The sequence below is a fragment of the Bacillus sp. M13(2017) genome (genome assembly GCF_002218325.1).
In the GTDB taxonomy this organism is placed as follows: domain Bacteria; phylum Bacillota; class Bacilli; order Bacillales; family Bacillaceae_G; genus Bacillus_A; species Bacillus_A thuringiensis_K.
Window position 1 is genome coordinate 25,147 of record NZ_KZ268519.1, and the last position, 23,943, is coordinate 49,089.

The following is a 23,943-nucleotide window of genomic DNA, read 5'->3' on the forward strand; positions in this document are numbered from 1 at the left end:
CTTTTACTACCTCATGTACTCAACAACATTAGGTTTAAAGCCACTTCCTAAATAAACCCTTACCGGAATTATTTCTTTTTTATCCCTTGCTGCCTTACACAATTCTTCAGCTGTATCCCAATTGAAAAACTTATCTACAGCTCTTTGAAATCTCCATATTGCCATTACATATTGCTCAAAGATGTCATAGCGATCATCTTGTTTAGTTGTGCGTGGTAATTCATCCGTACACTTTGCATTCTTAGGAACTTGGACACGTACATCTGCATATGTAACGCGTCCATTTCCTTTCTTAACATTGGCTTTCATTACATCGAACTCACAAATTGCTGGATCTACATCGAAAATATTTAGTTGCTTAGGCATGTGCCAGCCCACTCTTCTGAATAAGATTCAGTAATTCAATTACCCCTTCCTTACTCAAAAACATTCGGCCACCTAGCAACTCTATGTTGGTTTCAGAAATTTCACCGGTTACAAAGCATGACTTTTCATGTTTTCTTAAAACAATGTTTTCACCATCGATATGAAAATCTAGTGCCGTTCCTTCGGCAATCCCTAAAGTTCTGCGTAACTCTATCCGAATTACTACGCGACCTAGCTCATCGACTTTTCTTGCAACACCTGTGTTTTTCATACCTTACTCCCCTTTAGTATTTTTATATTTAATTAGAATCTCATCCAAACGTTTCTTATTATCCTCGAGATCCTCGTCTGAAGCTTGCTGTGGTTGTTGTTGCACTGGTTTAATTTCTTTCTGTTGATGTAACCAATCTGGTACAACTTCAGTTCGATTAGCATAACCTTTACCAGTACGTTTTCTGCTTTGTTGTTGTCTTCGAAATGATGCTTGTGCTACTTCTACATCTTGAATTGTTTTAAAGCCTTGTTGGTGCCAATCTTTTAAAATTCCTTTTGTATAAGACCAATTACGTTTATTGTTTTCTAAAGTAATTTTCATTGCTTCCACTACTAACGATTGATTAAGTTCATCTATCCATTGATTAATTTCTTCTCCCATGAATGGAGAGATATGTCCGAAATTTTTCATATAAAAATCGATTGCGAGATTTTCTACTACTAAAGGTCCTTCTTTTTCTTTTTCTTGTTCTTTTTCTTTTTCTTGTTCTTCTTCTTGTTCTTCTTCTTGTCCCCCTATCGTGCCACGGTTCGTTAACGTATCGTTATACGAGTCGTGAATAAATGTTTCAATTAGCTTTTTTATGGACTTTTGCTCTATATGTTTGCAGATTGGAATCAACAAAGATATATTTTTCACTTCTTTTAATTCTTTCTTAATTAAATCTTCAACTGGTTTTCCAGCTTTTTTTAGGTTGTATTTTCCCCAATTAAAAATGACTAACTCTCTGGTTTCATTATCGTATTTTATTATCTTGTGATAGTCTTCGAAACGTTGCATCAAAGCCTTTATAGTTTCATGTGAATAACCTGTTTCAAAAGCCATTTGTTTTTTTGTTATTTGATACACACCAATTTGTTTAGTTTGTGGATTAGTTAATAAATATAAGAAAAAGTACTTATCTTCTGGTGTGAAATCTTCTTGCACTTTCACATCATTCCAAAATGAAGTGTGTACTTGTCTAAATATCGCCATCTTTTTACCTCCTAGTACAAATTGCAATATATGTTTGTCCACTTTTGATAATTCTTTGGATTCTATAATGCGGATAACAAACACTGAAATACTGCTGTATCATCTGTTTTAATTCATCTTTTCTTTTTGCTAAGTCCCAAAACTTATTAGGTACTAGCACTTGATATTCGATTAAATCCATGTACTATTTCCCTATTTTCCGTGGTATACTTAGAACAACTTATTTTTTAGAAAAGGACCCATTGCCGTGGGTCTTTTTATTTTGTTCTACGTCACTCCAAGCCCATTGCTTTATTGGTTCGTAAGTAATGTAAAGCAACCATGCACTACATACGATAAACATTGCGAATATAACTAATGATGTTATATCTTCCACTAAATCACCTCCTTTTGTGCCTCAAGCCAAGCTTCTAAATCCTTTTGCAGAAAAAGTAGTTTACGCCCTTCTCTTATTACTGGAAACCTAGGGTGATTTGCTAATTCATACATTCTGCAAACCGCAATGTTGAGATAAGCTGCGGCTTCTTTCACTCGCATAACCTTATTTGGTTGTGATTGTTGTTGTAAGTCAGCTATTGCTGATCTGATTTCCTCTCTTACAATTTCACGAATAGATTCTTTAATAAATTGTTCTAAACCCATTTTCTTTCACTCCTTTTGAATAAGTTTCATACAATGAAACTTATTGTTTAAAATTTTTTTCTTGTTCCTTAAATAATATAGTTGTTTCCTTTCCCAATACTTTAGATATATTAACTGCCACATCATAGTAAACCCTTAAATTCCAATTGATTATTTTATAGCAGTATGACTTCGATATCCCTACCCTTTTAGCTAGTTCATGATATTTAAGTCCAGATTCTTCAAATGCTTTTTGAAGTTCTGTTTTAGGTGTATCGGTTTGCATCTGATCACTCCCTTCTGATGCTTACAAGTTCATTATATGTTTCATTACATGAAACTTCAAGTGTTTTTTATAAAAAATTTCAGAATAGGAAACTTTTTTGTTCTTTACGTTTCTTGTCAGGAAACTTTATAATAAACTTAATAGGATTTAGGATTATCGAAAAGTCTTAATAAGGGGAGTTTTTTTATGGATATGAAAGATAGAATAAAACAAATTCGTTTAGAACATAAAATGAACCAAGAACAATTTGGTAAAGAAGTAGATCTTACTAAGGGTACCGTTTCAAAATTCGAAAATGGAAAAGCCTTCCCGAGTCGTGAGACAATAGAAAAAATAGCGAAAAGATTTGCCGTTCCTGTGAACTACTTATATGGAGAAAATAACGAAGCAAACAAGGATGATAATAAATACGAGAAATTTAAAGAAATTATGGCATGGCTAGAACCTCTTCCAAAAGATAAAGAAGATATGGCATTAGACCAGATGTTAGCTATCGCTCAAGCTCTGAATAAACATCATAAGAAAATGGAAAAATAGCCTCTCGAATTAGGATAGGCTATTTTTTTTAATCTCTGCAATATATTCATCTAATTTTTCAGGAGCGAATTCCTTTACTGTATCTAAGAATAGCATTACAATTTCTTCTTTTGTCACCACTAGTTCCCCCTTGCATCCTGTTATTTATACGTGGACTTTCTAAAAGTGGAAAGTTTTTGTCGTTCCAGTCAAAATGTTTCCATTCCCTTTAAAGCAGAAATGACACTATCTAATAGATAGTGTCATTTCTTGTATTTATATAATTATCCGCCTCCGGGACCTGGATCAATCATGTATAGAATTGTTTTTTGTTCTTTAGCGCTTTGTACTTTATCTTTTTCTGTCACTTGAAAAGTTATGATAGAAAAACAAGCTACAACTACAATAGATAACACTACTTTTACAAACTTATTTTTCAAGTGCTTCACCACCTTTTATGTATAGTTTAATTATAACATTCCAATGCTTCTTTTGGTAGAAACATATAGAAGAAATCACCTGATTTAGAAAAACTTTCAAGAGATAGTTCTAGGTATCTTTTCCCTTCTTTACCTCCAACCGCGAGCCCCATATAATACAATTGAAAACTACTAAGATAACCGTTGTTAATTTTTAAGGTCTGTAAAATTCTAATTGCTTTTTCATTCTCGCCTAACCTTACATATAAAAACGCTCTCTCGGCTTCATCTAAATCATCAAAGTTAATAGTATGTAAATCTCTCTTATGGTATATCCTTAAAAACAAAAGTGTATTAAGGACTTTTTCTCTCCTTAATTCTAGTTTCTTATTAGGTGGATCACCAATAGCTTTTAGTGACTTTTCCATGTACTCTTTAGCTTTCTGATAATCGGAGAAAACATAACTTTCTCCAATTTTACAATACGCTACCGCCTTAGTACTGACATAACAATTCGTCTCATCGTTTATTATATCAAAACATTGTTGACGAGATTCTCTTAACTTATTTTCGTGAAGATTCACAAAAATCTCCATTTCTTTTATTCTTAACAAAAATGAATCTCTTAAAGAGCGACATTTAATTTTTATAATATCAGGTAATAATTGTTGAATATATTCATTTACCATCTTGTAATTACCTAAATCAAAAAAAGAATATATTGTGTTTAGAATCAACATTATTACAAGTTCATTATCAATATATTTTTGATTTTTTCTCATTTTTTCAACTTTCTCAAAGAACACCTTAGGTGTAATCGTATTTTCACTTCTTTCTCGCAATGTTTGGTATAAAGGAACCAAGTTTAAGTTTATTCGTACTGTTTTCGAAATACCTTTTTTCATTTCTTTTTCGGTCTCTGATTGGTTGCTCTTAAATTTATTTATCTGTTGCATAATCATATCTTGAAGTTCATATTCTCCAAACATATCTAACACTTCTAATGCCAATTTTAAATTTTTGTGTGAAAGTGTTGGTATACACTCTTTGATGCAGTTTCTTCTAAACTTAATATCTTTAGGCTTATATAACCTAAGTGCATCCACAAAGTGCATAAAATCAAATTTACCCTTTTTATTAAAATAACTATTTACAGTTGTGTGTGTTACTTTAAAACGCATCGCTAACTTCCTATTTGTATAACCGGATAATTTTAGACTTTCTTGCATATCGTTAAAATCCAATAAAACTTGCACAATCTTTGTCCTCCTTATGGACAAAAGACACGTCATCCCTAGTTTTTACATTTAAGAGAAACGTGTCATTATATCTAGGTTGTGTGTTATACTAATGTACGAAGACTTATGACAGTTGTTTTCCCTACTGTGGTTAGGGAGACGGTGTAGGGGTGTTGCAGCACCACTTACACAGTCATGGGTCTTTTTTTATGTCCATTTTTTAGTTATTTTCATAATATCACAAAAATTAAGAATTTTATTCATTTGCTAATCTGAAAATTATTGAGAAAGTTTAATAATTAATATAACAAAGTATTCTTTTATATTGGATAATAATATTTCTTCCACTCATTAAACTTAATATAATATATATAATGGTTAGCTAGTATTTTAACAACCACATCACATGTACTATTGTAGCTATTTATCAAATGCTTTTAATTTTATTTCCATAAATATAGCAAAAAAGAGGCCCTATGGCTCTTTTTTTATCCCTTAATAACAATCTAAATATGGTAAAATATACCCATCGCTGATATGTCCAAACAGGTAATTTTCATAGCAACAAAATTACAACTAGGCTTATACAACATGATTCAAAACAAAATGAAGGAGTGTTTTAAGTGAAAGGACATATTCGAAAAAGAGGAAATAAATATTGTATCGTTATTGATATCGGTCCTGATCCAGAGACAGGAAAAAGAAGACAGAAGTGGTTTTCTGGATATAAGACAAAAAAAGAAGCACAGGCCGATGTAGCAAAGAAGATTACAGAATTGAATGAAGGAACTTTTATAGAGCCATCTAAAGTTACGCTAAAAGACTACCTAAATCATTGGCTAGAAATTAAAAGTATGAGCATAGAAAAGAGTACCTTTGCTTGCTATAGGGCATTTATCAACCAACATGTTATACCTAGTATAGGAATGGTCGCGCTCCATAAATTAAATGTTATACACATTCAAAAATGCTATAAGACTGCGATAGATAAAGGGATTGCAAACAATTCTATTCTGCTTATGCATAGAATTTTAAAGAGCGCTTTAAACCTAGCTGTAAAACAAAATATTATTTCTCGAAATCCAGCAGATTTTGCTGAGACACCTAAAAAAGAAAAAACCCCTATCCAGACTTGGACAGAGGAAGAAGTAAAAAAGTTTTTAGCTCATTCACAAGAATCACGATATCACATTGGATATCTACTTGCAATAACTACAGGTATGCGTCTAGGAGAAGTTCTAGGTTTACGATGGCAGGACATTGATTTTGAAAAACATACTGTTACAATAAATCAAACATCCGGTCATGACAATAAAATCAAAAAAACTGCAAAAACAAATTCATCAAAACGCACAATTCCTGTACCTAATGAAACAATAGAAGCCTTAAAAAAACATAAAATTTTAATCAATAAAGAGAAATTAAGGTTTGGTTCTGCTTATCTAGATCAAGATTTAATAAATTGTAATGAGTTTGGAAGAATAATAAAAAGAGCACATTTCAGAAAAAGTTTCATTAGGATGACACACAAAGTAGGTATAAAAGAAATTAAATTCCATGATTTAAGACATACACACGCAACTCTACTATTGAAACAAGGAGTTAACCCTAAAATCATCAGTGAGCGATTAGGTCATACAGATATTTCAATGACATTAAGTGTCTATTCTCATGTTTTACCGAATATGCAGGAAGAAGCAGTTAAAAACTTCGGTAAAAGTATCTTTGGATAACCTATGTTTGCAAAATGTTTGCATTTTATCAAAAAAAGTCAAACAAATGTTGTCATATCAAGGTTTGTTTGACCTATCATCTTATATTCTTGATAAAATCTCCGGATCCCTATTGAAATATTTAATAATGGAGCGTTCTCACCACCGCGGGTTATGCATTCGAATCGATATACATAGGAGAAAAAATCTTCTGTTTTTTCATCTTTTATCGGTCCTGACATCGCCTCACAAATATTTTGTGATCTAAGAGGAGAAAAATAGATTTCTTCTTCATTTGTATTTTCTAAATATATAGGGCGCTCACAAAAAATATGTGAGATTAAAGCGGGCACCCACTTAGAATACGTTTCATTATCATGTAGTACTGGCAAATTAGAAATCAAATCGGATTGCCATTCATATTTTGGTGGCTCTACTAATCTATTTGGCTTCCAATCATGAATAATCTCATACCAACTTTGAAAAATATAATCGAGCTGCTCTTGTTTAATAGGTTCTTTCGATACAATCCATGGTGTATTTTCATTTAATACGTACGGATTATGCTGAATAAACAATATATCGGAAAACATATCATACAATCTTTCATTTAAACGTTTCAACTTACTCGTTAATAAAAACGTCTTATAATGTATCTCTACGATGTCAAGCCATTCAATAGGAAAGTATATAAATGATACCTCTTCATTTAAAAGGGGTTCTACTATATTTTCAAATGTTAACAGCCTTAATTTTTTCATAAAATGATTCCTTCCTTTCTGTAGTTGTCTTGATTATCAAAATGCTAGAACAATAGTTACTTAATCTAATCCATTCAAACCAAGTATTTAAAAGAAAAGTAAAAACTGTTTATATAAATAAAATTTTATCAAAACAACTCTTTTAAAAATTTAAAGTAATTATCATTTACAACACCTCTGTATATTTGTATTTCAATACATTTAAATTATACATTTTATGTGATGTATTGTACTTATCATTTACAATAACTTTACAGAAAAACAAAAAAGAACACCTTAAATCGGTGCCCTTTTTACAAATATTAACCTTTATGTAATTGAACATATAGATAACATGAATCCTCCAAATGAAATTGCTCCTAGTAAACCTACTACAAATCCTGTTAAACAAATACAATCAGCAAGACAAATAGAAGACTGCGATAATGGAACAAATGACCTACTTGTACTCGACCCATATTGTTTTATTTTCTCATAATTCATATCTAACATTAAATGTAGACATGTTACACCATCCTCAATAGTATGTAGAGATTCTTTTTCTAACCGCTCCAATAATTTACTATCAAAAGCAACTGCTAGAGGGTACTGCTTATCTAATTTCATATTTTGATAAATTAGTTGCAAACGAGATAATATATTGTTTTTCTTCTTTTCAGATGTTACTGTACATTTCATATTATTAAATTCATTTAATAATAGTGTCAATTCATCTCTTTTTCCGTATAAATCTTTAGCTATTTTTCTCTTTAGTTTATACGAATGGATAATAGATTTTAGTTCAATCATATTCATACACTTCCTAATTACATATTATTTACCCAATTATTTTATAGATAAACAGTACTTTTTAATCTTATTTAAATTACACTCAAGCATCTTCATTTACTATCGATTAACATTACATTAACCTTACAAAGTTGTAATAAATTCATTAGCTAGAAGAAATCAATCGCTAATCTAGACAGATATTTGATAGTAAAACCATAAAAAAAGCAATGATTAGATTTTAAATCTAGTCATTGCTTTATCCATCACATCTTCATTACACCTATATATCTTATTGTTACTCTTTCACTTGAATGATTGAATATATCCATTAATAATGGCTATATTCTTTGTTGGCACGTACATATATAAAACTAATGTTTTTTAATTGATAAAGTGAAACTTTAATTAGTCCTCACCAATCGGGCTTTTACGGACAGCCCGATTGGTGGGATAAATAAAAATTAAAAAATATAAATTCTAGTTTCATATCTTTATACTTACTAAGTTCAATTAATTTCTCAATAATTATGGTGCCATTTCCTATATATTTCCGTCTGCCGCTTAGATTTTTCTGTACTATAAATGCCAACACCTCCTAGTAACCGGTTTCTATGATGGTTAAGAAATTTCTACAAAAAAAAGCCCTGATTAGGGCTTTTTTTTCTATTTCTCCAGCAAAGCTCTCTATGAAATTGCTAATCAAAAAAGACACACTTAGATTGATGCGTCTTTTTGTGATGCCTCTTTTGTGAAATCATATAAAGCAATTGCGCCTAAAAGGACAAGTATACCTTGAGGAACATCTAGCAAAATAGTTTTCCAAATTTCTGGAATTACCCATTTGATATCTGCTGCTGTTTCAAGATATGTTTGGAAATAGCTTATTGTAAAATTAATTATCCCTAAAAACACAAACAAAGATAAACCAAATCGAATTAATTTCTTATTTGTAAACATATAACACCTCTCAAAATTCATTGGATATTCCTGCTTTTGCTTCTTTATATTTCCATATCCCTATATTTAATTTTAACACATAAAGAACTCAAAAAGATACAATATGCATATTTGCATATTGTATGAACAGCATTCCATGATGATTTAGAAATTCCCGTAAAGAAAAAGTAAATCCGTTACAATTAACAGAGCCGGTTTCTTTTCTTATTTAACTTCATACCACCAATCTTTACGTTCTTTGATTGTAAAATAAGTGTGACAGAATTTTATCCAGTTAATTCGTAGACAATTAAATGAGCTAACTTATCGATATTCTATTTCGCCATATCCGTAGCACTAATGACTTTACGCAAATTTAACAAGAAAAAATATATAGATAGGTATGATCCATACCTATCTATAACATTACTTCTATTCTTTATCCAATTACGTCTTTTACGTCTGTATCCACTGGCCACTTTTCTAATGTATAAGCCATTTCCCAAAATGAATATTCATATTGACTGCTAATAATAAAATGCTGTTTCATACGCTTGCGGTCTGCCTCTGTTACTTTTTCAGCGATAGTATCTAAACGTGTAATTTGTTCTTCAACTAGCGTACGGAACCAATCAGATCCATAAGCAGAAATCCATTCGTTATAAATTGGCTCTTCCGGCTGACACTCTTTTAAGCGTTCGCCAATTTCATAATACAACCAATAACAAGGTAAAATTGCTGCAATGATATCTCCTAAATGTCCTTCATAGGCAGCACGATACATATGTGAAGTATACGCATATGCAGTTGGCGCAGGAATAAAATTATCTTTTTCTTCTTTTGTTATCCCTAGCTTTTTAGCAAAATTCTCATGTAAAGATAACTCGGCCTCATATGTATTTTGAGCATGGTGTGCCATACGAGCTGTCGTCTCTAATTCAAGAGCTTTTGCAGCTCCTAAAGTTTGCACTCTAGCAAAATGACTCAAATAATATGAATCTTGAAGCACATAATAGCGAAAACTAGCTAAATCTAACGTTCCTTCACCAAGTTTTTTTACAAAGGGATGGTTAAAACTCGCTTCCCAAATTGAATCTACTTCTTTACGTAATGATTGTGAAAAAGTCATTTAAATCCCTCCAATAATGTATAAAATATAAGTATTTATCCACAATTATTAAAGCTGTAAAATAAAAAAACTTTCTTTACAGGCGTAAAGAAAGTGAAATTGACAGTATTTATTTACTCATTAAATAGCAACGTCTTTCCCACTTCCCTACGCTGGCATTAACCAGATCAGGTACTAAGAGTCTCAAAATCACATTTGATCTCAGCCTATAAAAGGCCCCCCTAGTGGATAAATATTTTGTTTTTATAATGTATTCATCATAGCATACTTCGTGAAACTATCAAAAGAATTCGTTATATGATTCCCTTAAAACCCTTCTTCTTTTCTAACTTTTAATGATGTTTCAATAATCATATCTAATAGTTTGCTATAACTAATTCCCGCTGCTTCTGCACTTTTTGGCAATAAACTTGATTGTGTCATCCCTGGTAATGTATTAATTTCCATTACATATGGAATTCCGTCCTTCACCATCATATCAACTCTTGCATAAACACTACATTTTAATGCTTTATAACAAGCAAGTGACGCTTTATTTACACGTTCATTAATTTCTGCTGGAAGTTCAATAACTTCCTCAACTGTACTAGTATCATCATATTTTGCATTGTAGTCAAAGAACTCGGCTGCATGTCGAATTGAAACTATAGGTAACTGTTTTCCATCCAGAATTGAACATGTAATTTCATCACCTTTTATATACTTCTCAATTACTACTTCAGAATCCCATTCGAATACAGTTTCTAGCATTGAGATCAATTCATTTTTATTATAAACGATTTTCACTCCGACACTCGATCCGCCAGAGTTTGGTTTTACTACTAATGGAAATCCTAACTTATCTAACTCATCAAGATTTAGATCCTCCATTTTTGTAAGTTCAATCCAATCTGGTGTTTCTACACCTTCATAACGTAAAATCTTTTTCGAAATATTTTTATCCATACATATACTGCTAGATAACATATTACTTCCGCTATAAGGAATCCCTAAACTCTCCAGTGTTCCTTGAACTGTCCCATCTTCTCCGTATTTTCCGTGTAACGCGAGCAACGCAAAGTCAATGTCTTTCGCTTTTTCAATTAAATCCACTTTTTCATTTAATGTAATTGGAACTATTTCATACTTATTTTTATCTAAATGAGCAATCATTTCATTCCCCGTCATAATTGAAACTTGTTTTTCAGACGATACCCCGCCCATAATAACACCGATTTTCATTTTCTCAACTCCAAATTTCATTTTTTAATGTATCACCAATTATTTTAATTCCCCGAACTATTTCTTCTTCTTTCAAGCGCGAAAATCCTAATCGGAAAGTGTTCGCTCCTTCTCCATCAGAGTAAAAAACATCTCCAGGTGAAAACGTAACGCGTTTCTCATAACACTTTTGTAAAAGTGTGCGGGCGTTCATATGCTCTTCTAGCTCTATAAATAAATGAAGTCCACCATCTCCAGTCATTCTTTTAAAAGGAATGTACTGGTTACATGTCCCGACAGCTAACTCATATTTTTTCTTATAAACAGATCTTGCCTTTTTTAAATATTTTTCAAAATATCCCTCATGTAAATATTGAAACAGAACAGCTTGATCTAGCGTAGATGTGTGAATCGTTCTTGCTCTTTTTACGCTTTCTAAATAATGAATCAGCTCTTTATCTGCAATAATCCAGCCTACACGTAAACCAGGGAAAAGTACCTTTGAAAAGCTACTAATATAAATCACATTATTGCCAGCTCCAGCAAAAGTTAATAATGGAGCTAAATGTGAACCTGAATAACGTAGTTCTTCATTAAATCCGTCCTCTATAATAGGAACGTTGTATTTTGAGAATAACCTCATCAATTCCGTTCTTTTCTCTGAACTCGTAACAATACCGGTTGGATTATGATAAGAAGGAATTAAATAAGCAAAATCAAAATCTTTTTCACGCAAGCTTTTTTCAACTTCATTCGTATCAATACCATCCTCATCCATATCAATCCCATGAACTTCAAGTCCATGTAAGCGGAAAAGCTTAAGTGCAGCGTGGTGAGTTGGATTCTCACAAATGACACGCCCGGATTTTTTTGATAAAGAAGAAAGTACAATATCCAATCCTTCTGTAAATCCATTTGTAATTAGAATATCTTTATTGGAAATGTCTACACCTTTCATTTCCATGTAATGAAGTAAATAATTCATTAACGGTCTATATCCCTTTGCATATCCGTAGTTCAATACGATGTCCCCTTCAATGGACATACGAGTAAGAAAAGCTCTTTTGAAATTTTCAACATCAAATAGCTTCTCATCCGGGGCTATACTATTAAAAACAATCATTCCTTTTTCCCAACGAACACCATGTTTCATTAAATCTAATTCATCCGCTAATGCGGTCACTGTATTAAGTTTATTTTTCCAATCTATTTCAACAGACGAAGTGTTAGATATATCCACCTTCGCAACAAAGTTCCCTTTTCCTTTAACTGCATAAATGAGTCCTTCTTGCTCTAAATCTGCATAAGCAGCGAGTACAGTGTTTCTACTCACGCTTAGTAATTCACTTAGTTCTCTTGTTGATGGAATTTTTTGATCCCCGAGCAAATGCCCTTTCATAATCATCTTCTTCAAATAATCTTTCAATTGAATATAAACGGGACGATCTTTAACAACTTTAAAATCCTTAAACAATTTCTTCCCCCCTGCAATCATTTTTGCATATTTATTTCATTCTCAAAAGGTCCACGACATATGTATTTTTTATAAAGGGCGGTACGGTCTTACAAATCTTTTCGATATAAGTTAATTACATCTTTTAAAGCTGCAGCTGCAGCGCCTCTTGGATTAGAAGCCCCACCAATTGTAGTAACTTGTCCCATCGTATCTGTAAAGAACGTAATTCCTTTTTCAGTTCCATTTACTTTTGCTAACGGATGTTTTTTTTCTATTTCGCACGGTTCAACATTTAAATTGATATTGCCACCCTCATCCTTATATGTTGATGCTATTAATTTAATAATTTTATGTTGTTCCTTAGCATTTCGAATTTGCTGTTTTGTAACGTGCTCGATTCCTTTTATATGTATATCAGTAAGTGTTTTATCTGTTTCCATTAAGCGGTTTGTCAAAAGTAACAATTTACACGCACTATCTGAACCACTTATATCTAATATAGGGTTTGTCTCAGCAATTCCTTTATTTTGTGCTTCTTTCAGTGCTTCTTCAAATGTCATATCTTCCTCATACATTTTCGTAAGAATATAATTAGTTGTTCCATTTAATATTCCTTCTATTTTTTCAATACTACAACCAGCTAAACTAAATTGTCCGATATCTAGTGTCGGTAGTGCAGCGGCTGTTGCACCGCTATATCGAATTCGTACATTTGCGCCTCTTGCTGCTTCATTTATTTCTCTCCAGTTTGTAACGAGCGCACCTTTAGAAATTGCTACTATATCCATCTGTTTCTCAATCGCTTGTTTCATATATTGTTTCCCTGGATTTCCATCTTTAAGATTTGTAACTGTTGATTCTACCAATACAGTACCACTTATGCTAGTTGTTGCACGTTCCTTCGGATGATACTCTAAATATTTTTCAATTGCAGCGGTACCGCCACCATACATTAATAAATGATGAAGTGATAAGCCGTCTTCATTATGTATTGCAATATTTCTCCCTAATACGCCACTTACAACTAATTGAATCCCATATGTTTCATATATATATGAATATTTTTCATTTAATAATTTTATAAACTCTCTGCCTACTGTTCCGTATCCTGATAATACAACTTGAATTTTCATAATATCCCCCCATATTTTTCTACCAAATCCCTCTTTCAATATAATATAAAGCGCTCTCGAATTCCATCGAGAGCGCTTTATTATTACCTATTTCGGTAAACGTGATAGCTTTTCAGCAATTGTTCTATAAAACTCTTGAATGCTAGAAAAACCTAACGAGTCTGAAACACTTAACCCTACCATGTCGAGATGGTCCCAATTCGCTTTCGTTTCGATATGATTCCATTTTCCAATCTGTAATGACTCATTATTATTTACAGTAACATTAGAAGATGGTGCAATCATAGAATTTGTATTTACTACACCATCATTTTGCCACCAAGAAGTATCAACTAGCGGACGGTTTTCTTCATATCTCGCATAAGAACCTAAGAAAAATGCATTTCCCATTAACACTTTATTCATCGTTATATGAGGCAAATGTAAACCTGTTATAGGTGCTGCTTGTGATGCATGTCCACTATAGGATAAATAATACACATCTGGTTGCGTCTTTACCCAATTATTTAACTCCTTTGCACCATCTGTACTTAAATCCCATTGACTTATATCTTTTGTATTTTTCCAAAGTGAACTATTTAGAATACGATTACTATATTGGAAAAAGGACTCTCCAGCATTCTTCTTTATACCCCATTGATCCAATTTAAAATCATATAATGATAAATTATTGTTTCCCCCAAAGCTTGCAGCTGTAATGAGTAAATCTTTAACAAACGGCAGTAGAAGACTACCATCCGCAAGTGTTGTACCGTTGTGAGGGGTTGCTAATGTTGTAACACTATGAACATATGATTTTCCGCCTTCAAATAGTGGTGATATTTTGGTGTCTGGATGATTTTTCACATAATTCTTTTCTTCAAAACTCCCTTCTTTTAATAGCTGTACTAATGTTCTAATCGTTTGTCCACCCATGCTATGTCCAACTAAATGAACTTTATTTGTTTCACTCCAATTCGGCGCAAAACCACTATAAGTTCTGCCAAAACGATTATGTCCATGTTTCTCAGCATGTACTGCACCATAGTCTACTGTCCCACCGCTAATTTGTGCATACAATTCACATGCACGATCCCAGTTACTAGAAACAGGTCCAACAGCTGCGGTATGTACCGTATAACCATTTCGTTTCAAATCTTCCTGTATATCATAAACACCACCCCAATATTTTACGCCAAGCATTTCTTCTCTACCCCATCCAGCAAATCCATTCACCAATATGATAGGATAATTATTTTGCTGCCTCTCTTCAGCGTATGATATTTTCGCTGCGAATGAACATACGGTCACTAATGCAAAAAAACATATTTTTAAAAATAACTTCCCCATACTTTCTCCCCCCCTAATAAAACGTTTACATTTTTCTTTTTAAAAAGTTAACAGAATAATTTAACAACTTAAACATAATGTAAAGTATTTTATATACGTTGTATATATAGAAAACATATACAAATGTTGATAAATATTAATTCAAGCGAATATTTACTTTTTACAATATAACTTGTAAATCTATTTATTAGGATTTATAATTAGATATAGTTTCCTCATGTTAAAAAGATTTAAAAATCATAAGAAAACTAATCTCATTGCTTGAAAAGGAGGAAAAAGCATGCAAATCGGATCAAATATTCATACATTATCTCAACCTACTAAAATAACTCCATCTACTCTTGAGCATAATACTATCTCTTCTACTAAACTTGAAAGTAAGAAAGTAAATGATCCTATCAAGTTTGATATTCGTTCATCTGAAAAAGAAATGAAACAGCCTGAGCATAAATTTAATGAATTAGATTTATGGAAGATGTTAAAGGATAAAGGTGTTCCTTTATGGATCATCCTTGAAATGCTACAAAAGGCTCGTAAAGAAAAAGAAGCCCAAAATAATTCAGTTCAAAATTCAAATGCGATTGAGGAAACAAACGAGACTCGATTAAATGAAGTAATGTAAAGCATAATAATTGATTTGTCTATAAACTAAAAAGAGTTCGAAGCTGATGAAATTTTTATCAACTCCGAACTCTTTTTTAAGGTTTTTCGCCAATCGTTACAAATTGAAAAGATACTTCTCTTTCCAAACCTTTAATTAACTTTTTTACTTTGACATTTTCATTAATCAATGTATTATCTGTCGACATTTTAGGTTTTTCGTCACCTAGAGATTTTTTCAAATGAAGAAGATGCATTTTCATTTCATTTGCCTTTATTTCTTTATAAACACTATTTTTTGCTACAATCATATACCATTCCGTTGAATATTTACGATTGTTGCCTATCCAAGCATCACTATCGTATGTAACAGGAATCTCTTCCTCTCCTATTTTAATACTTTTCATAGTCTTATCGGCTTCACTTGTAAATAATAGTGCTCCTTCTTTTGGGAATTTCGGTAACGTATCTATAATATAATTGGAGCCATTATCTTGTTTTCGAAAAAGTTTTTCTTTAATCAATGCTTGTGCTGTAGATTCATTTAAAATTAAGACATTTCCATTTCCATTTCCAACTTCCCCTTTTTTCACAGAAAACACTTCATTTTCTTCCGTAATTCCCTGATAACGATTAATAATTGGTGAAATATTATTTTCATCTCCAATAATTAATACACCGTTTGCAGGAAATGGATTCTCCTTTTTAGAACATGCACTAAAACTTATTAATAGTAGTATCGTTAACATAAAAATAGTTAAAGTTCTTTTCATCTCGTTTCCTTTCATCATACAGTTCATTTTTCTACATACTTTATTGTAGTCTTACAAGCTAATAAATTCTATTGCTCCATAACCTTATAAAGCTTTTGCAGATAACGCCAACGGGTTATAAAGAAATATAAAACTTGTATACATATAAATGAAATTAAAATAACGATAGAGCTATTTATGATAGAAAAATCGACTAATTGCTGTAATGCTATATAAGCGACTACAGTATGAATCACTGCAACGACAATTGGTAAAAAGAACATTAATAATAACTGTCTCGTTACAACTTTTTTTAACTCACCTTTACTTAATCCCATTTTCGAAATCATTTTATATTGCTGCTGATCGCGATCCAAATCTGTATATAATCGGAAATAAATAAAACTAGCAGCGAATGTAAAGAAGACGATTCCGACTAAAATACTTACCATAAGTAATAAACCATTCTTTTGCTTTGCTTCCAACAAGTTTAATGTTAAAGCTTCAAAGTAGAAATCTCTGTCCCTAAGATCTTTATCGAATATACTCTTTAATTGATTGGAAATCTCTTTCGTTTTTATCCAATCATCTACAACAAATCCGTAAGTACGATATGGAATTTCTTTATTAACTGGGTCACTAGTAAGAGGCATTCCATCATATACCTGATCTTGAACAGCGATATAAATAGTTCTAGAATCGTGTGGTAAAACTAAATTTTCTACAGCTTTTTTCACATGAAATGTCTTTGTCCAGTCACCTTGAATGACTTCTATATTCTTTTTATACTCGCCATTTTTAAATTCTTGTTTTTGTGATACGACTCCAGGAATTAATAAAATTTCATCTTCTTTTTCAATTGTTTCTTGTTGATAACCTAGTGCTTTAGCAAGATCGTTGTATTCACTTAACTTCATTACATTTACGCCATTTTCTGTGTATATATATGAAGATGAAGCCATTCGATACGGAATATTAGCATCAGAAAGGTGCTTTTTTATAATAGAAAGATTTTTATTCAATACTTTGTCATTTTCAAGACTTCCATACAAAAATGTATACGGATTTGTCATCCTTACCAAATCCCTATTTCCAATTGCGGCTGTTGTACCAATTGCTGTAAATGCAACTGCTGAAACAATAGATACTATAAAAAACATCGTTGCATTATCTTTCATACGGTAAATTAATTCAGAAAATGTTAATATATTTGTTCTCTTTAAAAAGAAAGAGTCCCTCCTTTTAGCAAGGCGCAATATATACACGCTACACTGTGTATATAAAAAGTACGTTCCTATAATTACTAGGAGCACACCTATTCCAAGCGTAATAAAATTGGTACTTGGTATGAAGCGAAATACTGAAAAATATCCATACCCTATACTAATTAAAGAAAGTAGCGATAATAAAACTGAAGATTTCGGTTCAGGTTTTGGCTTTTCCTCTGCTCGAATAAGTTCCACAAGTTCCGTTACTTTTATCATTTTAAATGTAAATAATGAAACAATTAAAAACAAGAAAAGAAATGTGATAACTGTTAATAATACAGCCCGCACTGGTATATAAAAAGGTAAACCATTATTAATCATTAATACACTTGCACTTATCAATAAGACTAGTTTAGAAAATATGAGTCCAATGAAAATCCCTATACAAATTGAACCAAGTCCAATCAACATATTTTCAATTAATAATAATTTCTTAAGCTGTCTCATTGACATACCTTGCATCAATAAAACGCCAAATTCTTTCTTACGCGTTTTTAAAAACGAACTAACTGAATATAAAATGAAGAAAAATGAAAATACAAAAATCAATCCTTGCGAAACTGAAAATCCCAATGTACCAAATGCACTTATTGTTGCACTTGTCGATTTCAACTCACCTTGTAAATCAGGATGAAATAATAAAAGAGCATACGTAAAGAAAATCATAATAGAAAATGCACTACTTAAAAAATGGGCAGCATATGTACGCTTATTACGAAAAATATTATTAAATGCGAACTGACGAAAAGTCATGCCTTTTCCCTCCTAACAAAGAAAGGACATCCATAATCTTTTGATAAAAAGTTTGCCTACTTTCACCACAATAAATTTCGTTATATAGTTGACCATCTTTAATAAAGATTACTCGGCTGCAAAAGCTCGCTGCATACGGATCATGTGTAACTAACATCATCGTTGCTTTTTCTTCTTTATTTAGAGTATCCAGCATCTCCATTACATCATTTGAAGATTTAGAGTCCAAGTTCCCTGTTGGTTCATCTGCAAGTAATAATTGCGGCTTATGAACGATCGCACGAGCGATTGCTGTTCTTTGAGCTTGTCCCCCTGATATTTCAAACGTTCTTTTATTCAATATATCTGTAATATTTAACTTCTCTGCAATCTCTTCCAATCGCTTGTTCATTTCTTGCACGGAAACACCATCTAAAGTCATCGGCAATACGATGTTTTCTTTTACAGTAAGTGTGCTAAGAAGATTAAATGATTGAAAAACAAATCCTAATTGTTTTCTGCGGAATAACGCTAATTCTTCTGATGATAATTGAAAAGGATTTGTGCCATTAATAAATATTTCTCCCGATGATGGAGAATCAATAGTAGATACCATATTTAATAACGTTGTTTTCCCACTACCTGATGGACCCATAATTCCTACAAATTCACCTTCTTGAATTGATAAATCAATATCTACTAATGCTTTATAAGGTACTTTCCCTTTATATACTTTACTAATACTTTTAGCCTGTAAAATTTCCATGTATATTCTCCCTTCATTTCCACTGCTCACTATAAAGTGTAAATGAATTATCTTACAGCTCATATTGATTCACCTTTCATTTACCTTACACGCTTGTAAGATTTCTAAAAAAACTGACAACATAATTATTTCAAACTAAAATTAACGCATAACTATCTTATAATAATTGTATAGTAGTAGGAAATATAATATATAATAAATCTTTATTATATAAATGAGAAAAGACCGATTGCTATCGGTCTTTTACTACCAAACGTTATATTTTTATCCACTCAGATTTTCTCAATATATAATGATTATATATTTGATTTTCTATCCTCTGTTGGCTCTTATAAATAAACCCGCATTTTTCAATAACTTTATTTGATGCTACATTGTTAATTAAAGCAATTGCGTTAAGGACATTTAAATTTGTTTCTTTAAACAATTAGTCAATTAAACCTTTAGTCGCTTTTGTAGCATGGCCATGATTTTGATATTCATTTGAGATAGCATACATTATCTCTCTGTTTGGTGAAGCGAGTTCTTCTTTCATACCTGTGCAGCACCATCCAATGAGTTGATTTGTAGCTTTCTTAAATATTCCTAGCTTTAACATATGATTATCTATGTTATTCGTAGTTTTCACTGCATCAAGAAATGCTTTGTTTGCTGGTATTTCATAATCTGCAATCCAATCCACCCTTTGTTCTTTCGTTGATTTCCAGTCTGGTAAAAATTTTGCTATTTCCGGTTGATTTGCTATTTTATAAATACTCTCTGCATCTTTGACAGTAAACTCTTGCAAGTATATATCTCTACAATCTATTTTAAATAACTTAGTGAATCTCTCTTCTCCCATGTTAATCCCCCTTACTTACGTTATAGCTCCTTAATCTGCTTCGTAAGTTCAATAAACCGTTCATCCAGTGCTTTATATTCTTTGTCTTTAGAAGTTAAAAAGCTTAATTTTCCTAATACTTCTTGTCTCTCTGTTTCTAACGTTAAACGTAGCTCTTCAATATCATCTCTTGTTTTAGTAGGTTCTTCTAGCTGCTTTTGTATCGTATTGTTTGAAAACACGAGTTTTGTGTTAGTTGTTTTCTCCAGAAAATATCGATCGTGAGATACAATTACTAATGTTCCGTTATACTCAGCTAATGTATTTTCAAGTTGTTCACGTGAAGGTAGATCCAAGTGATTCGTCGGTTCGTCTAAAATGAGTACATCTTTTTCATCTAAAATATAAGCCATTAGCTTACACTTTACTCTTTCTCCCATACTCATATGCTCAATCGGCTCTTTCCATTGAGACGCTTGGAATCCTAAATGTTTCATTAAATTTTGGACTTTTCCTCTTTCTTCAAACGTCTCTTTAAAAAATAAATTTTCTGGTGTTTTATCAAGCGGTAAATCAAAAACTTCTTGTGTTAAATAGCCGATGTTTGCTGAAGGTGAAATCCATATTTCTCCTTCAGCAGTTTCCGTTCCCATAATCATCTTCAGTAATGTTGTTTTCCCACTACCGTTTGGTCCAACAATCGCAACTTTCTCACCGTGCTGAATTGTAAAATTAACGTTTTCAAATAATACTTTCCCATGAAAGTCTTTTTTTAATTGCTTTACTTCTAAAAATCGTTTTCCTACTTTTTTGTTCGCTTGAATAGAAAACTCAACTGAATACTCTTCTTTCACACGTTCTACTTTCGTTTTCTCCAGCTCTTTTTCGAGTCGTTTTCGTTTTGACTTCACTTGTGCATCCATTCGCTTCGCTTTTACACGATAGAATTCTTTCACACCTTCTTGTTTTGTAGACTGCGCGTGTGCCTTTTGTGACCATGAACTCAATTCTTTTATATGTGTTTCTACTTGTTCTATCTTTTTTTGCTGCTTTTCATATTCACGCTGCTGCGACTTCCTTCTTTGCTCACGTGCTTTCATGTAGCTCGTATAATTACCACTATGCTCAATTAATTTTTTGTCCTCAATTGACCATATTTTTGTTGCGACAACATCTAAAAAATATCGATCATGCGATACAACAATAACTGTACCTTTCATGTTTTTTATTTGTTTAATGAGAAATCCCGTACTGATCTCATCTAAATGATTTGTCGGTTCGTCTAATATTAAGACATTAGGATTTTCAGCAAATCCTTTTGCTAATCGAATTTTCAGCTTTTCACCACCACTTAAAGTATGAAAATCGTTCGTTGGCACACCCCATTTCGCAAGAAGTTCTGCTTCTTTTGCAATTACATCATTACTAATAAAAGATTCTATTTCTTGCTCAACATATGCGGTTGTCATATTCATTTGCTGCCATTCAACAATCCCTTTTGAAGGCTCAATCTTTCCATTTATTAATTGAAGTAACGTTGATTTACCAGCACCGTTTTTACCAATTAGTCCGATAACATCCCCTTGTTTTACTGTCACATTCATTTTCTCTAACAACATATTTTCTTTTATTTCAACATAAACATCATTTAATTTTAATAGTTCTTTCATAATACCGATCCCTTTCATTAAGGGAGAATAAAAAAATCCTCCCAAATAAATTTGGCAGGATTAGTCGTTAAAATATTTACACCCAAATAAGCTATTACGTAACATAAATAGCAATACCGTTCTATGGAAATTGGGCAGACTAATCCTATTTTTTAGAAATTGAAATTTATTGAATTTCAACATTTAAAAATAAGATTAGTTAATCATCGTCCACCCATCATTCCTTTCCGTCATTAGTAACCATATTGTACCATGATAATACTGTATGCGTAAATATTATTATTTGTACTACAAAAACCATTATTTTTCATTTCTACAATTTCATGTGCTCGTATCTTTAATTTTTACTAATTTGTATCGTTTATTCATATGAAAACTTTAAAAAAAATACAAAACAAGGCTAAAAAACTTATCTCCAAAGTTCTTTAGCCTTGATCAATTTTTACACATTAAAAAATATTACTCGTACTGCCGTACCTTTATCAACTTCTGAATGAATCTCTACACTATGACCTAATTGTTTTGTAATTTCATATACAAGATATAGCCCCATTCCTGTTGATTCTTTAAAACCTCTACCGTTTTCTCCTGTAAAGAAAGGTTTGAAGACTCTTGGTAAATCTTGCTTCGGTATACCTACGCCATTATCAGCAATTTCAAGTATAACGGTATTACCTTCCTTACAAGCTTTCACTTTAATCTTTTCTCTACTTCCTGATGAATATTTAATCGCATTCGATAGTATTTGCCCAATTAAAAATTGTAACCATTTCACATCACTTTCTACAGTAATGCCTTTATCAATTTCAAGCTCTGGATATACAAAATTCCGGATAAAGAACCGTTTATGCTCATGTACCGAATCATTCACTATTTTATGTAGTTGTACTCTTTCTACATAAAAATCTTGTGTAAATGCTTCTAAACGTGCGACATACAGAGCCATTTCTAATCCCTTTTTTAATCGATCAGTTTCCTCATTTATACTTTCAAAACGTGAATCTACTTCATCCTGTGTAATTAATTCTATTACAGATAAAGGTGTTTTCATTTGATGGATCCACTGATTCATAAAGGTTAAATGGTCATTATTTTTTCTCTCTTGCATTTGCAGCTGATTTTGATAATGTCGATATTGCACCTCAAGTAGTTCTTGAAGAGCAGCCGATACAGCTGCAAAATCAGATTTTTGAACAGATTCATCCAAAGATTGCATCGGGTTTGCTAAGCGCTCATAAAAAGAACGATGTGTAAAATAACGAAACACTAAATAACTTCCTATAAAGAAAACCCCTAGAAACATTGCATATAACGCCGTTGTAATGTGATTATGCCCATCAAACCAATATACGAGAAATATAGCTAGTAGTTGAATTATAGTAAAGCAAATAAGTGGTATATGATCACGTATAAACAACCTTATCATTTTTCTATACCAGTATCCCAAGTAATATGCAATCTATATCCAACACTACGAATCGTTTCAATCGCACCTTCTATATGTAACGTTTGTAACTTTTTACGCACACGTGTTGTATTTACACTTAATGTATTATCATCAACATAAGATTCGCTATCCCATAATTTATTTAACAACACTTCCCTACTCACAACACGCGGATAATTTTTCATTAATGTCTCTAATAAAATAGCTTCGTTTCTCGTTATATCAATCTCTTCGTTTCTAAGTTTCAATACAAGTCTTTCAGGATATAAACAAAGGCCTTTTTGCTCAACCATTCGCTCTTCTAGTTTCGGTGCATAATCTCCATATGCACGTCTTAAATGACTACGAATTTTCGCCACTACAACTTCATAATGAAAAGGCTTCGGAATAAAATCATCGCCACCGTTTTCTAACGCCATAACTTGATCCATCGTACCTTCACGAGCCGAAATGAATAGTATCGGACATGTAGAAACACCACGAATTTGACGACACCAAAAGTAACCATCAAAACTCGGTAAATTAATATCTAATAAAACTAACTCTGGTTGTTCATCTAAAAAAATGTCTAATACATTTTGAAAGTCCGATACAATAACTCCTTGATAACCATATTTCGCAACATATGTTGATAATAGTTCTGCAATTTTCATATCGTCTTCTACAATCATAATTTTGACCATTATTGAACTCCTTTTTAATGCACAATCTCAAATATACTTATATAAAATAAATACTACCTCTTTTCACAAAATCCGTAAATTAA

25 protein-coding genes, 2 pseudogenes and 1 riboswitch are annotated in these 23,943 nt (G+C 32.0%); of the genes and pseudogenes, 3 read left to right on the forward strand and 24 right to left on the reverse strand.

Annotated elements, in window-relative coordinates; all coding sequences use genetic code 11:
* Window positions 1-6: 6 nt before the first annotated feature.
* The 6 genes from CGQ22_RS28140 to CGQ22_RS28170 form a co-directional block, all read right to left on the reverse strand.
* Window positions 7-366 carry a hypothetical protein gene (locus CGQ22_RS28140; protein WP_001125948.1) on the reverse strand — a complete coding sequence of 120 codons (360 nt, stop codon included), beginning with the start codon at window positions 364-366 and terminating at the stop codon, window positions 7-9.
* The gene (locus CGQ22_RS28145) at window positions 359-637 is read right to left on the reverse strand and encodes an AbrB/MazE/SpoVT family DNA-binding domain-containing protein (RefSeq protein WP_089149651.1); all 279 of its coding nucleotides are present in this window, start codon (window positions 635-637) and stop codon (window positions 359-361) included. The genes CGQ22_RS28140 and CGQ22_RS28145 overlap by 8 nt, the downstream gene beginning before the upstream one ends.
* 3 nt (window positions 638-640) lie before the next feature.
* Window positions 641-1,615 carry a DnaD domain-containing protein gene (locus CGQ22_RS28150; RefSeq protein ID WP_089149652.1) on the reverse strand — a complete coding sequence of 325 codons (975 nt, stop codon included), beginning with the start codon at window positions 1,613-1,615 and terminating at the stop codon, window positions 641-643.
* 220 nt (window positions 1,616-1,835) lie between these two features.
* The gene (locus tag CGQ22_RS32190) at window positions 1,836-1,991 is read right to left on the reverse strand and encodes a hypothetical protein (protein ID WP_089149653.1); all 156 of its coding nucleotides are present in this window, start codon (window positions 1,989-1,991) and stop codon (window positions 1,836-1,838) included.
* Window positions 1,991-2,257: a helix-turn-helix domain-containing protein gene (locus CGQ22_RS28165; protein WP_000522182.1), complete on the reverse strand. Its 267-nt coding sequence runs from the start codon at window positions 2,255-2,257 to the stop codon at window positions 1,991-1,993. Before CGQ22_RS28165 ends, CGQ22_RS32190 begins: the two co-directional genes overlap by 1 nt.
* 40 nt (window positions 2,258-2,297) lie before the next feature.
* Entirely contained in the window at window positions 2,298-2,522 is a 225-nt protein-coding gene (locus CGQ22_RS28170; protein ID WP_001192731.1) for a helix-turn-helix domain-containing protein, read from the reverse strand.
* A 186-nt stretch (window positions 2,523-2,708) separates the two neighbouring features.
* Between CGQ22_RS28170 and CGQ22_RS28175 the strand changes: the two genes are divergently transcribed.
* A complete protein-coding gene (locus CGQ22_RS28175) occupies window positions 2,709-3,059 on the forward strand; it encodes a helix-turn-helix transcriptional regulator (protein WP_000367267.1) in 351 nt (116 codons plus the stop codon).
* Window positions 3,060-3,322: 263 nt separating this feature from the next.
* Here CGQ22_RS28175 and CGQ22_RS32195 read toward each other — a convergent pair whose 3' ends face one another.
* Both CGQ22_RS32195 and CGQ22_RS28180 read right to left on the reverse strand, forming a co-directional pair.
* The gene (locus CGQ22_RS32195; RefSeq protein ID WP_175423348.1) at window positions 3,323-3,478 is read right to left on the reverse strand and encodes a hypothetical protein; all 156 of its coding nucleotides are present in this window, start codon (window positions 3,476-3,478) and stop codon (window positions 3,323-3,325) included.
* A gap of 26 nt (window positions 3,479-3,504) precedes the next feature.
* Window positions 3,505-4,713: an AimR family lysis-lysogeny pheromone receptor gene (locus tag CGQ22_RS28180; protein WP_089149654.1), complete on the reverse strand. Its 1,209-nt coding sequence runs from the start codon at window positions 4,711-4,713 to the stop codon at window positions 3,505-3,507.
* A 605-nt stretch (window positions 4,714-5,318) separates the two neighbouring features.
* On the opposite strand from CGQ22_RS28180, the gene CGQ22_RS28185 reads away from it, so the two are divergent.
* A complete protein-coding gene (locus CGQ22_RS28185) occupies window positions 5,319-6,428 on the forward strand; it encodes a site-specific integrase (protein ID WP_089149655.1) in 1,110 nt (369 codons plus the stop codon).
* Window positions 6,429-6,466: 38 nt separating this feature from the next.
* On the opposite strand, the gene CGQ22_RS28190 is transcribed toward CGQ22_RS28185, so the two are convergent.
* The 9 genes and pseudogenes from CGQ22_RS28190 to CGQ22_RS28225 all read right to left on the reverse strand — a co-directional run bounded on the left by CGQ22_RS28190 (window position 6,467) and on the right by CGQ22_RS28225 (window position 15,122).
* Window positions 6,467-7,168, reverse strand: coding sequence for a pPIWI_RE module domain-containing protein (locus CGQ22_RS28190; protein ID WP_046946260.1), 702 nt, complete (start codon window positions 7,166-7,168; stop codon window positions 6,467-6,469).
* 309 nt (window positions 7,169-7,477) lie between these two features.
* Window positions 7,478-7,963: a hypothetical protein gene (locus CGQ22_RS28195; RefSeq protein ID WP_002164034.1), complete on the reverse strand. Its 486-nt coding sequence runs from the start codon at window positions 7,961-7,963 to the stop codon at window positions 7,478-7,480.
* Window positions 7,964-8,170: 207 nt separating this feature from the next.
* Window positions 8,171-8,302 (reverse strand): annotated as a pseudogene (locus CGQ22_RS31735) (site-specific integrase); the annotation flags it as partial.
* Window positions 8,303-8,653: 351 nt separating this feature from the next.
* The gene (locus CGQ22_RS28200) at window positions 8,654-8,917 is read right to left on the reverse strand and encodes a DUF3937 domain-containing protein (protein WP_002082716.1); all 264 of its coding nucleotides are present in this window, start codon (window positions 8,915-8,917) and stop codon (window positions 8,654-8,656) included.
* Window positions 8,918-9,314: 397 nt separating this feature from the next.
* Window positions 9,315-10,004 carry a thiaminase II gene (tenA, locus tag CGQ22_RS28205; RefSeq protein ID WP_000144509.1) on the reverse strand — a complete coding sequence of 230 codons (690 nt, stop codon included), beginning with the start codon at window positions 10,002-10,004 and terminating at the stop codon, window positions 9,315-9,317.
* Window positions 10,005-10,131: 127 nt separating this feature from the next.
* A riboswitch (TPP riboswitch) is annotated at window positions 10,132-10,237 on the reverse strand.
* Between the two features lie 73 nt (window positions 10,238-10,310).
* Complete coding sequence (locus tag CGQ22_RS28210; protein WP_001999863.1) at window positions 10,311-11,225, reverse strand: D-alanine--D-alanine ligase; 915 nt, start codon at window positions 11,223-11,225, stop codon at window positions 10,311-10,313.
* A 4-nt stretch (window positions 11,226-11,229) separates the two neighbouring features.
* Window positions 11,230-12,678 carry a MocR-like pyridoxine biosynthesis transcription factor PdxR gene (pdxR, locus tag CGQ22_RS28215; protein WP_089149656.1) on the reverse strand — a complete coding sequence of 483 codons (1,449 nt, stop codon included), beginning with the start codon at window positions 12,676-12,678 and terminating at the stop codon, window positions 11,230-11,232.
* Between the two features lie 89 nt (window positions 12,679-12,767).
* Window positions 12,768-13,793: a homoserine dehydrogenase gene (locus tag CGQ22_RS28220; RefSeq protein WP_000701765.1), complete on the reverse strand. Its 1,026-nt coding sequence runs from the start codon at window positions 13,791-13,793 to the stop codon at window positions 12,768-12,770.
* An 87-nt stretch (window positions 13,794-13,880) separates the two neighbouring features.
* Window positions 13,881-15,122, reverse strand: coding sequence for an esterase/lipase family protein (locus tag CGQ22_RS28225; protein ID WP_000517077.1), 1,242 nt, complete (start codon window positions 15,120-15,122; stop codon window positions 13,881-13,883).
* Window positions 15,123-15,402: 280 nt separating this feature from the next.
* On the opposite strand from CGQ22_RS28225, the gene CGQ22_RS28230 reads away from it, so the two are divergent.
* A complete protein-coding gene (locus CGQ22_RS28230; RefSeq protein ID WP_001165517.1) occupies window positions 15,403-15,744 on the forward strand; it encodes a DUF3914 domain-containing protein in 342 nt (113 codons plus the stop codon).
* Window positions 15,745-15,820: 76 nt separating this feature from the next.
* Here CGQ22_RS28230 and CGQ22_RS28235 read toward each other — a convergent pair whose 3' ends face one another.
* From CGQ22_RS28235 to CGQ22_RS28265, 7 genes and pseudogenes are all read right to left on the reverse strand, one after another.
* Window positions 15,821-16,513, reverse strand: a complete 693-nt coding sequence (locus tag CGQ22_RS28235) for a lipoprotein BA_5634 family protein (protein WP_139032751.1) — start codon at window positions 16,511-16,513, stop codon at window positions 15,821-15,823.
* Between the two features lie 50 nt (window positions 16,514-16,563).
* Complete coding sequence (locus CGQ22_RS28240; RefSeq protein ID WP_000144157.1) at window positions 16,564-18,495, reverse strand: ABC transporter permease; 1,932 nt, start codon at window positions 18,493-18,495, stop codon at window positions 16,564-16,566.
* Window positions 18,470-19,240 (reverse strand): ABC transporter ATP-binding protein, encoded by a 771-nt coding sequence (locus CGQ22_RS28245; protein WP_000404440.1) that lies wholly within the window; start codon window positions 19,238-19,240, stop codon window positions 18,470-18,472. Before CGQ22_RS28245 ends, CGQ22_RS28240 begins: the two co-directional genes overlap by 26 nt.
* Window positions 19,241-19,496: 256 nt before the next feature.
* Window positions 19,497-20,081, reverse strand: a pseudogene (locus CGQ22_RS28250) (GNAT family N-acetyltransferase).
* 20 nt (window positions 20,082-20,101) lie between these two features.
* Entirely contained in the window at window positions 20,102-21,730 is a 1,629-nt protein-coding gene (gene abc-f / locus CGQ22_RS28255; RefSeq protein ID WP_089149675.1) for a ribosomal protection-like ABC-F family protein, read from the reverse strand.
* Window positions 21,731-22,172: 442 nt separating this feature from the next.
* A complete protein-coding gene (locus tag CGQ22_RS28260) occupies window positions 22,173-23,156 on the reverse strand; it encodes a sensor histidine kinase (protein ID WP_089149658.1) in 984 nt (327 codons plus the stop codon).
* The gene (locus CGQ22_RS28265) at window positions 23,153-23,860 is read right to left on the reverse strand and encodes a response regulator transcription factor (RefSeq protein ID WP_089149659.1); all 708 of its coding nucleotides are present in this window, start codon (window positions 23,858-23,860) and stop codon (window positions 23,153-23,155) included. The genes CGQ22_RS28260 and CGQ22_RS28265 overlap by 4 nt, the downstream gene beginning before the upstream one ends.
* Window positions 23,861-23,943: the final 83 nt, after the last annotated feature.